The following is a 15,286-nucleotide window of genomic DNA, read 5'->3' on the forward strand; positions in this document are numbered from 1 at the left end:
CTATCGAAATTTAATAATGAAATATTCCATTGTAATACCTTGCTTTAATGAAGAAGGAACAATTGAACTAATACTTGAAAGAACAAAAAATATTTTTATAAAAAATAAAATTGAATTAATTCTTGTCAATAATGGTTCAACAGATAATACAGAAGATATAATATCCAAAATAATAGGAAATTATCCTCATGCAAAATATATTAATTTAGAAAAAAACCTTGGATACGGAGGCGGTATTTTAAAAGGATTAAGCCATTGTAAAGGTGAAATAATTGGTTGGACACATGCTGATCTTCAAACAGATCCACTTGATTGTATAAAAGCATTTAAAGAATATGAAAAAACATCAAAGATACAAAATACTTTTATTAAAGGTAATAGAAAAAATAGACCTATTAGTGACAAATTTTTTACTTTTGGAATGAGTTTATTTGAAACATTATTACTCGGAAAGTTAATTTATGATATAAATGCACAACCAACAATTTTCCCAAAAAAATTTTTTAATTCATGGATTAATCCACCTACAGACTTTTCTTTAGATTTATATTCATATTACTTAGCAAAAAAATATAATTATAAGGTAAAGAGAATAAGTGTTGATTTTCTTAAAAGGATATCAGGTCAATCAAAATGGAATATAAATTTTATTTCAAGGATTAGATTCATATTGCGGACTATTAAATATAGCTTTAAATTAAAGATAAATAAGGTGCTTTAATTTAATTGGAAATAATTGCCCATAGAATAAATACTATTAATCAACTAAAAGATTTAAATAATAATTTTGGAGTTGAGGTTGATATCAGATCTAATGAGAAAAATTTAATAATTGGACATGATCCTTTTTCAAATTACATTAACTTAAAAGACTGGTTATCATTTTATAATCATGGGACTTTAATATTAAATGTAAAAGAAAATGGGTTAGAGGAGGAATTGATTAAAATAATGAAGTCTTTTAGAAAAGAGAATTTTTTCATTCTTGATCAATCGTTCCCGTATATTATAAAAACAATAGAAAATGGTGAAAAAAGATGTGCCATAAGGTTATCAGAATACGAATCTATAAATACTGTTTTATCTTTAAAAGACAAATTAAATTGGGTTTGGATTGACTTCTTTACAAAATTCCCTGTAAATTTTGAAATTTATAAAATCCTAAAAGAACACAATTTTAAATTATGTTTTGTCTCTCCAGAATTGCAAGGACATCAACATTCAAAATGTTTGGATTTAAAAAATTATATCCAATTTAATCAAATGTACTTTGATGCTGTTTGTACTAAGAAAGTTAAATTTTGGGAAGAATGAAAATTTTAAATACACGAAATTCTATTTTTACTTTCTTCTTAGTAATAAAGATATTTTTTATAATTTTGGTCGTTCCGAGTATTCAAGATGTATGGTTTATCGATTTTATAAAAAATTCAATTAATAATCCTAGTTTAGATCCATGGTCTAGTTATTTATCAAATTATGGAGACTCATTAGGATTCCCATATGGTCCAATAATGTTTTTAATATTTATACCTTTATCATTTACTTTTTGGTTTATAGGAATACCTTTTGGTCTAGAAGACTACTTTTTAGGTATTGGTTTTAGATTTAACTTACTTATATTTGATTTAATTTCATTATTAGTTTTATCAAAGTTATTAAATAATAAAAAAGAAATTATCATTTTCTATTGGTTATCTCCATTGATATTTTATGTAACTTATATTTATGGACAATTAGATATTATCCCTACAACAATTGTACTTATCGGATACCTTAAGTTATATAAAAATGAATTTAAAAATAGTGGATACTTTTTTGGTTTAGCAATCGCAACAAAATTAAGTTTTGCTTTGATTATACCTTTTCCAATAATTTATCTTTGGCAAAATAAAAGATTATCTTTTGGTTTTAAACCCTTTATAAAATCTCTTTCTGAAATATTATTAGTATTTGTTTTAACTCCAGTGATATCAAGTGGTTATAGACAAATGGTATTATCAACTCCAGAAAAAGCATCTTTAATATCTTTTAATTTTTCTCTAAACGATGACTTAAAAATATTTATCTTGCCTTTGATATTTATTTTAATTATCTACTCAATCTGGAGATTGAAAAGATCAAATTTCACTTTACTTATTTCGATTACAGGCTTATCTTTTCTTATTTCTACACTAATGATGCCTCCATCTCCAGGTTGGTATTTATGGGCGCTGCCATTTTTAATAATCTATCAAATAAAAACTGATATTAATGGAAAATTACTAATATCATTTTTTACATTTTTGCCAATTATTATAATATTCCCAAATAATATTTTTTCAAAATTAAGTTTTTTGAATTCAAATTATAAATATAATACAATACTTATAAATAGTCTTAATGCAGATTTAATTTATACACTATTTATTAGTTTAGGTATACTTATTGCTATAAGACTTTATAGAGAGTCAATACAAAGCAGTAATTATTACAAACTAAATAAAAGAGCTTTTGTTATAGGAATATCCGGAGGACCATCATCAGGTAAAGATATACTATCAAAATCAATAGTGGATTTACTTGGAGATCACTCTACTTTAGTTTTTAGAGAAAGAGATTATTTTAAATGGAATAAAAATCTAAGTAATACAGAAAAACATAATTCCATTAATATCAAATCAAATGATCTATTAAAATTAAATTCAGACTTGGATTTAATTTCGAATAAAAATGTTCTTAATAGAAAAACTATTAATAACTCCATTACTAAATTCCAAAGCATGAAATCCTTCTCTAAGGATTTTATAGTTGTTAATGGATATCATATTTTTCTGCCCGATGTATTAAATAAATTTTTTAATATAAAAATCTTTTTAGATCCAGAAACTGAACTTAATAAAAATTGGCTTAAAAACAAAAATGACTCTCAACCAAATCCTACCAAAATATCGAACTTCAAAGATTTAAAAAAGTATCAGGATTTATATTCTGAACAAAAAAACTGCTCTGATATAATTTTTTCATTTTCTTACATAAATAAAGAGATATTATCTTACAAAAAAGTTCAAAATTTACCTATAAAAATGGATGTTTTTCTTAAGGATGGCATTTATGCAGAAAACCTATCAAAAGCATTAATTTCTATATGTGGGGTAAAACTAAATTCAAATATCTCAAATACTGATTTTTCAGCAAAACTTTCTATAGAAGGAGATATTTGGCCAGAAGATATAAAATTAGCCGCTACTAGATTGGTTCCTAATCTAGAAGAAATTATAGATTACAATGCAAAATGGCAATCTAATATACTTGGATTAATGCAATTAATAATACTTATGCAAATCGCTTATGTTTTTAAATATAAAATTGAGAATTAAATGACTTTAAAATTAATTAATGATCAAAAGTTTAAGAGACTTCCAAAAGCAATTATATTTGATACGGATAATACTTTATATTCGTACGCACCAGCTAATGAATTAGCTTTAAAATCTGTTTTCACAAAAGCAGAAATATTATTAGATATAAATAGAAATTTATTTGAAGAGAAATTCAAAGAAGCTAGAATTGAAATAAAAAAAAGAATATCTAATCAAGCTAGTTCTCATAGTAGATTACTTTATATTCAGAGAACAATAGAACTTCTAGGATTTAAAACCCAGCTTTTATTAACACTTGACTTGGAGCAAACATACTGGAGAACATTCTTACAATCTTGCAATTTATTTCCTAACGTTAGAGAATTACTTGATAAACTAAATAATTTGAATATACAAACTGCTATAATCACCGACCTTAATTCGCAAATTCAGTTTAGGAAAATAATATTTTTTGGGCTAGAACAATATTTTGATTATGTTGTAACTTCAGAAGAAGCGGGTTCTGATAAACCAAGCAAAGCTCCCTTTGAACTAGCTCTAAAGAAATTGGATTTACTTCCTAATGAATGCTGGATGATCGGAGATAATCTAAATGCAGATATTATAGGTGGCAAAAATTGTGGTTTAACAACTTTATATAAATACGAATCTAAAGATGAAAGTAAAATTTATAAAATTATTCCTGATGCAAGTTTTAATGACTATAGTAAAATTTTAAATCTAATAAAAAAGATGAAAGTTTAATGATTTTATAATATTGTTTTAGGTAACATATCTAATGAATTGTGATAGTGATTATTTTATTATTAATTTAATTTTTCAAAATAATATCTTATTGGAAAATTAATAATATTTCTATATATTTTTGGTTTTTTATTTTAATTAAAAAAAATATTAATATTTACAATAACTGACAAATAAATTTGTTTTACTAAAAAAAACACTTCTTTAATGTAACTTTATAAGTGTTATGTCTAAAAAGATTAAAGGTCAATAAATTTCTATTTGATTAAAATTGAAATCCATGAAAATTATTTCTACTTGTCCATTATGCTTTTGCGAAAATGCAACTCAAATATGGGAAGCTTCCTGTTCAGAACAGGCTTCTCATTTCTTAAGTCCAATAGTTAATAGAAATAAATATGAAACTCTGAAAGATCACATAGAATATTTACAGAAATCATCTTTTGTATCTGTAAATAAATGTTCAGAGTGTAATTTCATATATAGTTTTCCAAATTTTTCAGGTGATAAAAAGTTTTATGATCTTATTTTTTCAGATACTAATAAATATCCTCAGAATAGATGGGAATTTAAAGAGAGTATTGAGATTATTAAAAATTCAAAATTTATAAACCCAAAGATTCTTGAAATAGGTTCAGGAGATGGAGCATTTATCAGGAAATTGGTAAAAAAAGGAATAACAACAAAAAATTCTATTACTGCAATAGAGTATTCTATATTTGGCAAATCAAAAATCCAGGATTTTGGTATTGAATGCCTATCAGTAGATATTAAAGACAATAAAAAGCAACTTCCTCATAAAGAATATGATTTCATATGTCTTTTTCAAGTACTTGAACACTTAGATGATATCCATAAATTAGTAGAAAGATTAAAAAATTTGTTAAGTAAAAATGGAGAACTTTTAATAGCTGTTCCTAATGAAAAAATAATTGAATTTAACGAATCAAATGGTGCCTTACTAGATATGCCTCCAAATCATATTGGAAGATGGTCTAAGAATACTTTTATTAAATATTGCGATCTTAACTATATGTCTCTTGTAGATCATAAAGTTGAGCCTTTTTCCATGAAAAAGTTTCTTATGATGTTTTTTTCTTATCGATTTTTGAGAAAAGCACAAAAGCAGTCTTCAATTGCGGCATATATAAAATATAAAACAAATAAAAAGATCACCCCATTTTTTACAATTATTTTCATTATTACAGACTTCTTCTTTTCGCCAAAAATTTTATTAAAAATAATTTTCTCTGCTGCTAAATTAGGAGGAGAGACACAACTAGCACGTATATCTAAAGTTTGCAATTATCAAAAAATAAACTGGGGCAAATCTTCAAACAAATAAAATAATAGTTCAATATATTCTATAATAAATCAAAAATATAAATATGTTTTTTTGGAGAAAATTATTCCCATATTTGCAAAAGTCAATCCCAAGGAATAGAAATAACCAATTACTTAAGATTTTGGATAAAGTTTCAACAACTTATCACTCCTTATATGAAAATCTTAATTATGATTGTGAATATAATGGAGAGTTATTTTTATTAAATAAATTAAATCAGAGTAATAATCTTAATTGTATATTTGATGTAGGAGCTAATATTGGAAACTATTCTTTGTTAGCAAGAGAGATAAATAAACAATGTTTGATTTTTGCATTTGAACCAGTCCCAAAGACATATATTGATCTAAAAGAAAACGTTTTAAATAAAGACATTAAAACTTTTAATATCGGACTTGGAAGTGATACTAGGGAAGAAATGATGCTGGTTTCAAAAGATAGTAAACTTTCTACATTACTATTAGAAAATAGTAATTTATCAACTAAAGATAATCCTCAATATGTCTCTGTCAAAATAATAAGTGGTGATGAATTTTTAAAAAATAATTATGAACTTAATCAAATTTCATTATTAAAAATAGACACAGAGGGCTATGAATCGGAAGTATTAAAAGGTTTTAGGAGAATAATGCCAAAAGTTAATATCGTCCAATTTGAGTATGGCAAAGCAAATTTATTCTCTAAATATTTTCTTAAAGATTATTTTAATGATTACTCTGATGACTACTATATTGGAAAGCTTTATCCTAATGGAGTTGAATTCTTTGAAAAATACAAATGGGATTTAGATGATTTAATAGGTCCTAATTATATTATGGTCAAAAGGTCTCGTAAAGATTTATATGCTTTACTTTCGATTAAAGTTTAATTTAAATTTTCTATAAAATAATAATAAAAAAAACAGACTTAATAGAAACGTTTATCATTTCATCAAAAAATTCAAGTTTAGTTACCTGAATTAAATAATATTTTCTAAGAAAATAAGAATTTTGTTTTAAACATCATTAAGATTTTTATAGAATTTTTTATTAATATAGAGGAATATTAGTTTTGCCACCAATATATTAATGGAAACTATTTGTCCCATCTGCAAAAAAAATAATTTGGTAAAAGTAGTATCTAATTGTAAAGAAAACATCCGTCTAACTGAAAAATCTTATTCATATGTAAAATGCCTGAATTGTAAAATTATAAGTCTATTTCCAACTCCTGATATCTCAACTATTTCAAACCATTATCAATTTTTAAATAAAGAAAAAGAGAAAAATATTTCAAATAAAAAAACATTAGCCCTTCTTTTTAAGATTAAAGATTATTATCAGAATACAAAAAATATAAAAAATATCCTAAGAAATATTTTGAAATTTGGGGAAGAAGACTTTCCATATTTAAATCGGCTGAGAGGAAAAAAAATTCTTGATCTAGGAGCTGGCAATGGTTTTTTTTCATTAGCAGCAAAAGAAAAAGGTTTTAATGTGATTTCTATAGAACAAAATAAAAGCTCAATTAATTTTGCTAAAAGTATTGGTATAAAAATGATCGCAAGTGATATAAGCTCAAAAATATCTATGGAATACGCTTCAGTTGTTGATAATGTTATATTGAATCACGTTTTTGAGCATATTCTTGAGCCCTTTAATTTCTTATCTATTTTAAGGAATAACATATCAAATCATACTAAAGTTGTTTTGTTTATTCCTAATGCAAATTCTATTTGGAGGTATATTTTTAAGGAAAAATGGTATGGTTGGGACCCACCTATTCATGTGCACTTATATAATAAGAAATCTTTAGAATTAATTATAAGTAATTCAGGTTTTAAAGTTGAATATTTATCTACAATAAATCGTATTGATTCACTTTATGCTGCTTTAATACATTCAGGCAAAAATCCAAGAAATCTAAAATTGATTTTGAGATTTGTTAGCTTTATAATTCAACCAATATTAAAAATATTTAATTTAGCACCTGAATTATTATGTATTATTTCTAAAAAATAGATCAGAATAATATAATAATTCTTATGATTGATACTAAAAATTTTGAAATATTTAGAACCAAAATCAGTCTAAAAAATCATAAAATATAATTCATTACAAATCAAAATAACTATTTAAGATAATAATTTTGCCATGTGGATTAAAATCACTAAATATATTATTTTATCCCTGCCGCATAAAAATAAATCAATAAATATTTGTTCAAATTGTTTTAGTTGATCCTCTCTTATTTTTAACTTTATTTAGATTAATTAAAAAAATATTTACTTTTAATATTTATAAGAAATTTTTTTATTTTTGAATATCAAAACTCCTAATTTTTTAATAGTTCTAAAAGATACTTACCATAAGAACTTGACTTAAGAGCATTTCCAAGTTCTTTAAGTTGAGAATCTTTTATCCAACCTTTACGCCAGGCTACTTCTTCTGGGGATCCGATTTTTAAACCCTGTCTTTTTTCCAAAGCCCTAATATAGTTACTCGCTTCATTTAAAGAATCAAAAGTTCCAGTATCTAGCCATGCCATACCTCTACCCATTATTTCAACATTTAAATTTGATTCTTGCAGAAACAACTTGTTAATTGAAGATATCTCTAATTCTCCTCTAAGAGATGGTTTTATCTTTTTTGCTTTAGAGATGACGGTATCATCATAGAAATAAATTCCTGTTATTGCAAATCTACTTTTTGGATTTGAAGGTTTTTCTTCAATAGAACAGGCCTTGCCTGATTTATTGAAATAAACAACTCCATATCTTTCCGGGTCACTTACAGGGTATGCGAATATTGTTGCTCCATCTTTTTTGAGATTTGCAGATTCTAGTTTAGGTAGAAGTTCATTCCCATGGAATAAATTATCACCAAGTATTAAAACTGATGGGGATCCATTTAGAAACTTTTCCCCAATAATTAAAGCTTGAGCAATTCCCTGTGGTTTTTCCTGAGAAGCATATTCAATATTAATGCCAAGAGATTTTCCATCTCCTAACAATCTCTTAAATGAATTTAAATGATCAGGAGATGAGATTAATAAAATATCATTTATATCAGCCAGCATAAGTGTGGTTAATGGATAATAAATCATAGGCTTATCGTATACCGGCATGAGTTGCTTACTTATAGCTAAAGATATTGGACTTAATCTGGTACCTAAACCTCCAGCAAGAATTATCCCTTTTCTTTTTTTCATTTCTAAATTAATCATTAGTTATATATATCTAAGATTAGTATGTTTCCTAACTAAAAAAAGGTTAAAATATAACTAAATTTATTTTTTTTTATTTATCAACTTTGAAGATCTCAGAAACACCCATAGCTGGAGCATATATTCTGGAAAACGATGTTTATAGAGATAATAGAGGTTCTTTTACTTGTTTTTATATTGAGGATGATTTTAAAAAAAATAATTTGAATACTAAATGGACACAAATAAATAGCTCACTAAGTTTTGATGAAAGAACATTAAGAGGTATACATTTTCAGTATCCCCCCTATTCCCAAATAAAACTAGTTAGGGTAATCCAAGGATCTATTTTTGATGTAATCGTAGATTTAAGGCCGAAATCAAAAACTTTTGGTAAACACTTCTTTTATTTTTTAAATGAAAAAAATAATAAGATGCTTTATATTGCGAATGGTTTTGGACATGGATTCATGACAATGGAAAATAATACAAAGATTATCTACAACGTATCTGCACCCTATAAACCAGAGTATGAAGAAACAATAATATGGAATGATAAATTATTAAATATTCAATGGCCAAATTCTCCATTAAAATTATCTGCCAAAGACTTGAATGGTAAAACATTTAATGAAATCAAACTAGAGATTTTAAATAGAGTATGAAAAATTTAGTATTTATACTCGGGAGTAATGGCTATGTAGGTAGTGCGCTAGTTAAAAAATTCATAAGTAAAGATAACTTTGTGATTGGACTAGGTAGATCGGAAACCTCTAGGCAATATAAAGAAAAATATATAAAAGATTCAAATTTTCACTACTTTTCTTTAAAAGACAAAAATATACTAAGTATAAAATCTCAAATTAAAGACTATGTGAGTGAGTTCAATATGAATTCCATATTTATTAATTCAGCATGGCATGGTGATAAATCACTCTCAGATGGGAACTTATCTGAACAAATTGCAAATATTTATTTATCTAATGACGCAATTAAATTAGCAACAGAAATTAGATGTGATAAATTTTTGTATATTGGAAGTGTTTTTGAAAATTATATTGATAAATTTACTAATAGTAATTGGTATGAACATAAATATAATTTCAAAGATCAATTAAATTATTCTTTAGCAAAAAATATTTGTAGAGATTTTAATAGACTGGTCTCATATTTACAAAAAATTGAATATATTCATTGCTCATTTTCAGTATTTATTGATCAAGATTTAAGTGGCAAAGGATATATACCTTCAACCCTAAAAAAAATATCGAAAGGATTAGAATATAGTGAACCTGAGAATAAGGAACTTTTTGATATTACTTTATTAGATGAAGGTTGTGAGGCTATATATTTGTTAAGTCAGAAGGCCAAAATCAATAAGAATTACTATATTGGTACTTCATTTCCAAAAACATTAAAAGATATATTTATTACTTTTGAAGAAGCAAAATTAAAAAAACATAAAAGTCATGAAATATTATATGAGTCACCTTATAATGATTTATTTTGTATTAATAACCTTGAAAAAGATATCGGTTATAAACCAACAAAAACTTTTAACAAATTTTCCTTTGAATTTTTTAATAAATGAATACTGCCATTGTTTCAGGAGCTACTGGTTTTATTGGCTCAACCTTAGTAAATTATTTACTAAATAATAAATATAAAGTAATAGCATTAGGAAGGAAATCATTTTCAGATATAAAGTTATCTCGTTTAAAACCTCATGAAAATTTAATTTATATAAAAATTGATATGGAAAATATATCAAATTTAAAAAATATCCTTGATAAAAATCATAAAAAATTCATTACGAAAAACTCATTTTTCTACCATTTTGCTTGGGGAGGTGATCACAGCTTATCGGATCTGAAAGTAAAGTCACAGCTAAAAAATGTAATTTGGACTAATGAAGCATTAAATATTTCTGAAGAAATTGGAATTAAAAAATTTATATTTGTTGGCACTATGGAGGAGGAATTTACAAAAAAATATCTTGATCTAAATTATAAAGAAGATAGTTTTTATAACAGACATGTTATTTATGCGCTTGCTAAATTAGCAGCAAGAAAAACTTTAAAAGCTAGTTTCAACAAAAAAAATATTAAAATTATTTTCGCAACTAATTCCCATGTAATGGGTCCGAAAGACGATAGAGATTCTTTTTTGCAAACCACATTGAAAAAAGTTCTTCTTAACGAAGATTTAATTTTAGCTCCGTGTGACCAATATTTTGACGTGATTTCCTCATTAGATTGTGCAAGAGCTTATAGATTAATTGGCGAAAGAGGAAGAAGCTTTGAAAATTATTGGATAGGCTCTGGAAAGCCAAGAATATTAAAAGAATATGTAAAGATTATTGCGCAAATGTATTCATATAAAAAAAGTTTAAATTTTTCTGGATTAAGTATTAATGAAATTCCTCTTAATAAAAATGATTTTTCTATAGAAAATCTTAAAAAAGATACTGGCTTTAATCCATCAATGACCTTTGAAGAGACGGTTAAACTTCTTCAAGAAACAACCTTTGCTAAATTATAAAAAGAATGCAAATTTAGAACCAAGTAGACTCTCATATTTAACTACCTAAATGATAAAGAGGTAAAAAAAAGGCAAGACCTATTTATATAAAAATATACTCACATTTTTCTAAAAAAAATCAAGATATCTATTATTTCAATATATGCATATGAAAAAATTATATTTTAGTGAAATAAAGGTCCATTTATATCATTTGAAAGAATTAATAAAACTTATTTTTTTTCTATAAGATGATAAATAGTGCGCTATATCTTTAAAAAAGAATCTAATTTATATCTAATATCTTCTTTGAAATTTTTGAAGATAATATTTGAGAATCCCTTAGATGGCTAAAAAGATCTTTTGGATACATAAATATTTGTTCTAAGGAACTATTCTCTGGATAATAATCTAAAGAGACATGAAGTACTTTTACAAAATCTGTAAATTGGCTCGCAATATTAAATACTAAATTTGAAATATTATTTGGCATATAAGAAATATTATCTTTAGGCAAATTATGTTGAGCCCAATCATGGGTTACCAAAATTATTTTTATATTCGGATTTTTCTCCTTAGCTTCAAGTACAAAATTAGATAAATTTCTCTCAAAATATCTAACATAATTATTGACACTTGCTCCATTAGGACTAAATTGTTCTCCTATTTGATACGGTAAAATATCTTTATATTCGCAATGTGTTATTCCGGAAATTTTTGATATTTCGAGTTTATTAATTAAAGTTATTAAAGTCCATTTTGAAAAATATTCAAAACCTGATTTACTTCTTTCACCTAATCGAAAATAATTCAAAGTTCTTTTATCGTTATATGCAAAACTATTATTTCTGGTTACACCTTTTAATTTACTTTTATTATCTCTTATTACATAAGGTCTATATCTACAGTAATCATCTCCAATATCAGTTTGATCTAAGAAAATAGTAAGAATATCAGGAATTTCATTATATTCTTTTATTTTTTGTCTGAAAACAAGATTCATTATCAATGGAGACCAAGAAGAAACTCCCATTATTCTTAAGTTCTTTGCCTTTTGATCTAATGCTTTTGTAATGTATAATTTTTCTCTTTCGTTTTGGTTAAGTTTTTCTATCCAAGAATCTCCCATAATCCATATATTTTTATTACCATTGAGTTTTTTATGAACCTCCGAATTATCATCAATAGTTGAATGGTGGAGGTTATTGTAAATATCTTTATTCGTAAAACATCCTTCAACTATATATTTACCAATATTTTCTGATGATGAACTTTCTATATTTTTTTTACATGTTTTAGCCTGATTAGGTAACCAGTTAATTGCAGATGATTTCCATATGTTTCTTGATCTATATCTATATTGTCTAAATTTAATTTCACAGATAATAAATAAAAGTAAGAAAAGTGAAGATACAAAACCTATTGTTATTACTTTTACTAAAAGTATTCTGCTATTACTTTTCATTTTCTTTAAAAATAAATACTAGGGATTAGTTATTTTTTATAAATAAATTTTTAATTTTCAAAGTTCAAGAATAAGAGGAATCTTAAAGTAATAATAAGTATGGAGCCAAGCGGATTCGAACCGCTGACCCCCTGCATGCCATGCAGGTGCTCTACCAACTGAGCTATGGCCCCATGATAATTAAAAAATTAATTACTTAACTATTAACTTAGCAAAATATTAAATTAACTTGTAGTAATTATTTTGATAAAAGTTATTGTATTAATATTTATTAATTAGAAAATATATAAAATAAATTTTTTTAAATAATTTTTATGAAACTATTTTTAAAAGTGTTCAAAAGAAATTTTTAAATATGAAAATATTCATTAGAGAAAAATTCCCAAACTTTTACCAATTTTTATGTTTTATCTGGAAACAAAAAATCAAACCTAAACTGTGGTTAGTTTTTAACAAGCCTAAAGGGACATTGGTTTATGTTGGTTTAAATAAAGGTGACTCGTTCGCTGCAATACATTACAAATTTAAAATTGCGATTGGTTATGAAGCCAATCCTGATCTTTATAAAAAGTTAGTCAAAAAATTTAAACAAAAAAAACATAAAGATTTTCAACTTTGCAGCATCTGACAAAGATTCAGAAGCTATTTTCAATCTATCTGATAATAAAGATAAGGTTTCAAGTTCAATGCATGAATTCTCAAAAAAATATAAGAATCATGTTGGTTTTTCAAAAAAAATTAAAATTAAAACAATTAACCTTGCTAGTCACTTAGAAACTCAAAATATAGACTTCATTGATGAGTATATTTCAGATGCTGAAGGGCACGATCTGACAATATTAAAATCATTAGAGGAATTTGTCTTTACTAATAGAGTAAAAAAAATTCAATGCGAAGTTACAAGAAATAATAAGAGTAATCCACATTTAAATACAAATAACTATGAAGAATCTTTTGATAAATTTCTACCACCTCAATATAAAAAAATCTGTTCTGGATGGGGTTCATTATTGACTGTAGGTAAATTTGATGATGTACCATCTCATTATGAATTTATGGATGTTATTTGGTTAAATCGGATGAACTAAATACTTGATAATTTTTTATAAGGATTCTTAAAATGTTTATGATGTTAAAAAAGTTATTAAAATTCAACAGAAATCTCTAATCAATATAATCTTAGCCTTTATAAAAATTTCAATATTTTTATTATTATGATTTACTTTTTTAAGAAGAAAAAATAGCTGTTTCATTCATGCTAAAATAAAGAATTTTTGAGCACAAATTTTAATATCACTTTACTAAATATTTATTGCAGAATAATAAGCATCAATATACTTTTTAGCAATTATTTTGGAGTCCCAATTATTTTTTGCTTTTAATCTGGCTTGTAATGCAAGTTTTTTATTTCTTTCCTCATCCTCTAAAATCCAATTTATACCATAAGCTAAAGATTTAGGGTCATATGGATCAGCCAAATATCCTGTTTCTTGGTGACTAACTATATCAATTAGACCTCCAATTTTAAATCCAACCACAGGAGTAGCACATGCATGAGCTTCAGAGGCAGTTTGTCCAAAAGCTTCTTGTATTGAAGGAACCACCATTAGATCTGCAGCTGAATAAATAACTCTAAGAGATAAATCGTCTTTAAAAGAACCCAAGAATTCTACTGGCAAATTATTTATAAATTTTTTATTATTATCTTCCCCAAAAACTAAAATTTGAATCCTATTTTCAATATTTTTATAATAAGATTCTTTCAAAATTTTTAATGCCTCTTCTAAGAGATGAGACCCTTTTCTAGTATCTTTAGTCCCACCAATTGCTCCGAATAAAATTACTTTCTTGCTTATATCAATACCAAGTATATTTTTTGCATATGATTTGTTTATAGGTTTCCAATTTTTAGTATTGATTGGATATGGAATTAAATGTATTGGCCAATTTTTCATTAGTGAGCTTTTTTTTACGCACTCAAATAACCAACTAGAGGTTGCTACGATATTCATTGGTTTTGTCCATGATCTTTTTTTTCTCTCCCAGGTCCACTTATTAAGATCAAATCCCTTTTCATCAAAAATCCTACTTTTTGATGAATAATTTTGTCTATATCTAAAATCATTAATTTGTAAGCCATTTTTATTAATAGGAGGATGAGTGTAATGTTCAGCTCCGCAAAAAGGCCATTGGTCATGTAACGTCCAAAAAATTGGCCCTTTTAATTTTCCTACTTCCTCAATTGAGATTGTATTATCTCCTAACCAATGAAGATGGGTTATTTTTTTTAATGATTGATTATTATTTATCTCTTTTAATAATCCAGTATTAGGGTAAGCAATATTATGAGCAGATTGATTAGTTGTTTTTAGATTACTTTTTAAAAATCTTGATATTCTTGGTTGTAATCTTTTCCACAAATATGAATTATTATTTAAACAAGTAACCGTGGGGTCAGAACTATACTTTTTAATCACCTTCATTGAAGAATATACTAAATAATCATTTTTATTATCTTCAATACATCTATGAATTCTATAAGCAGCTCTAGAAGCCCCTCCCACGATATCGTTATTACTTAAATGAACTATAGATAACATTAATGTTATTAGAACATAACTATAATCTTACCTTATCTTCAACAACTAGTGAAATCAAACTGTCCCT

At 25.5% G+C, this 15,286-nt stretch carries 15 protein-coding genes and 1 tRNA gene; 12 read left to right on the forward strand and 4 right to left on the reverse strand.

Going from position 1 to position 15,286, the window contains the following annotated elements:
- The first annotated feature begins 16 nt into the window (after positions 1-16).
- The 7 genes from P9515_RS06760 to P9515_RS06790 all read left to right on the forward strand — a co-directional run bounded on the left by P9515_RS06760 (position 17) and on the right by P9515_RS06790 (position 7,451).
- Positions 17-721, forward strand: a complete 705-nt coding sequence (locus P9515_RS06760) for a glycosyltransferase family 2 protein (protein WP_011820707.1) — start codon at positions 17-19, stop codon at positions 719-721.
- A gap of 5 nt (positions 722-726) precedes the next feature.
- Entirely contained in the window at positions 727-1,314 is a 588-nt protein-coding gene (locus P9515_RS06765) for a phosphatidylinositol-specific phospholipase C/glycerophosphodiester phosphodiesterase family protein (RefSeq protein WP_011820708.1), read from the forward strand.
- A 65-nt stretch (positions 1,315-1,379) separates the two neighbouring features.
- Complete coding sequence (locus P9515_RS06770; RefSeq protein ID WP_144038787.1) at positions 1,380-3,359, forward strand: hypothetical protein; 1,980 nt, start codon at positions 1,380-1,382, stop codon at positions 3,357-3,359.
- The gene (locus P9515_RS06775) at positions 3,360-4,106 is read left to right on the forward strand and encodes an HAD family hydrolase (protein ID WP_011820710.1); all 747 of its coding nucleotides are present in this window, start codon (positions 3,360-3,362) and stop codon (positions 4,104-4,106) included.
- A gap of 280 nt (positions 4,107-4,386) precedes the next feature.
- Positions 4,387-5,451 (forward strand): class I SAM-dependent methyltransferase, encoded by a 1,065-nt coding sequence (locus P9515_RS06780; RefSeq protein WP_011820711.1) that lies wholly within the window; start codon positions 4,387-4,389, stop codon positions 5,449-5,451.
- A gap of 43 nt (positions 5,452-5,494) precedes the next feature.
- On the forward strand, positions 5,495-6,319 hold the full coding sequence (locus tag P9515_RS06785) for an FkbM family methyltransferase (RefSeq protein ID WP_011820712.1): 825 nt from the start codon (positions 5,495-5,497) through the stop codon (positions 6,317-6,319).
- A 199-nt stretch (positions 6,320-6,518) separates the two neighbouring features.
- Positions 6,519-7,451 (forward strand): class I SAM-dependent methyltransferase, encoded by a 933-nt coding sequence (locus tag P9515_RS06790; protein WP_011820713.1) that lies wholly within the window; start codon positions 6,519-6,521, stop codon positions 7,449-7,451.
- Positions 7,452-7,764: 313 nt separating this feature from the next.
- Here the strand turns inward: P9515_RS06790 and rfbA are convergent, their stop codons facing one another.
- On the reverse strand, positions 7,765-8,655 hold the full coding sequence (gene rfbA, locus P9515_RS06795) for a glucose-1-phosphate thymidylyltransferase RfbA (RefSeq protein WP_011820714.1): 891 nt from the start codon (positions 8,653-8,655) through the stop codon (positions 7,765-7,767).
- An 86-nt stretch (positions 8,656-8,741) separates the two neighbouring features.
- Here rfbA and rfbC point away from each other — a divergent pair, with 86 nt between their 5' ends.
- The 3 genes from rfbC to P9515_RS06810 are packed head-to-tail and all read left to right on the forward strand — an operon-like array spanning position 8,742 to position 11,175.
- Positions 8,742-9,299, forward strand: a complete 558-nt coding sequence (gene rfbC, locus P9515_RS06800; RefSeq protein WP_011820715.1) for a dTDP-4-dehydrorhamnose 3,5-epimerase — start codon at positions 8,742-8,744, stop codon at positions 9,297-9,299.
- Entirely contained in the window at positions 9,296-10,225 is a 930-nt protein-coding gene (locus tag P9515_RS06805) for an NAD-dependent epimerase/dehydratase family protein (protein WP_011820716.1), read from the forward strand. The genes rfbC and P9515_RS06805 overlap by 4 nt, the downstream gene beginning before the upstream one ends.
- Positions 10,222-11,175 (forward strand): NAD-dependent epimerase/dehydratase family protein, encoded by a 954-nt coding sequence (locus tag P9515_RS06810; RefSeq protein WP_011820717.1) that lies wholly within the window; start codon positions 10,222-10,224, stop codon positions 11,173-11,175. The genes P9515_RS06805 and P9515_RS06810 overlap by 4 nt, the downstream gene beginning before the upstream one ends.
- A gap of 265 nt (positions 11,176-11,440) precedes the next feature.
- On the opposite strand, the gene P9515_RS06815 is transcribed toward P9515_RS06810, so the two are convergent.
- Both P9515_RS06815 and P9515_RS06820 read right to left on the reverse strand, forming a co-directional pair.
- Positions 11,441-12,619 carry a hypothetical protein gene (locus P9515_RS06815; protein ID WP_011820718.1) on the reverse strand — a complete coding sequence of 393 codons (1,179 nt, stop codon included), beginning with the start codon at positions 12,617-12,619 and terminating at the stop codon, positions 11,441-11,443.
- Between the two features lie 100 nt (positions 12,620-12,719).
- Positions 12,720-12,792, reverse strand: a tRNA-Ala gene (locus tag P9515_RS06820).
- A 182-nt stretch (positions 12,793-12,974) separates the two neighbouring features.
- Between P9515_RS06820 and P9515_RS06825 the strand changes: the two genes are divergently transcribed.
- Both P9515_RS06825 and P9515_RS06830 read left to right on the forward strand, forming a co-directional pair.
- Positions 12,975-13,247, forward strand: coding sequence for a hypothetical protein (locus P9515_RS06825; protein ID WP_011820719.1), 273 nt, complete (start codon positions 12,975-12,977; stop codon positions 13,245-13,247).
- A 16-nt stretch (positions 13,248-13,263) separates the two neighbouring features.
- Complete coding sequence (locus P9515_RS06830; protein WP_338048813.1) at positions 13,264-13,707, forward strand: hypothetical protein; 444 nt, start codon at positions 13,264-13,266, stop codon at positions 13,705-13,707.
- Between the two features lie 213 nt (positions 13,708-13,920).
- On the opposite strand, the gene P9515_RS06835 is transcribed toward P9515_RS06830, so the two are convergent.
- Positions 13,921-15,219 carry a glycosyltransferase gene (locus P9515_RS06835; protein WP_011820721.1) on the reverse strand — a complete coding sequence of 433 codons (1,299 nt, stop codon included), beginning with the start codon at positions 15,217-15,219 and terminating at the stop codon, positions 13,921-13,923.
- Positions 15,220-15,286: the final 67 nt, after the last annotated feature.

The organism is Prochlorococcus marinus str. MIT 9515 (assembly GCF_000015665.1).
In the GTDB taxonomy this organism is placed as follows: domain Bacteria; phylum Cyanobacteriota; class Cyanobacteriia; order PCC-6307; family Cyanobiaceae; genus Prochlorococcus_A; species Prochlorococcus_A marinus_P.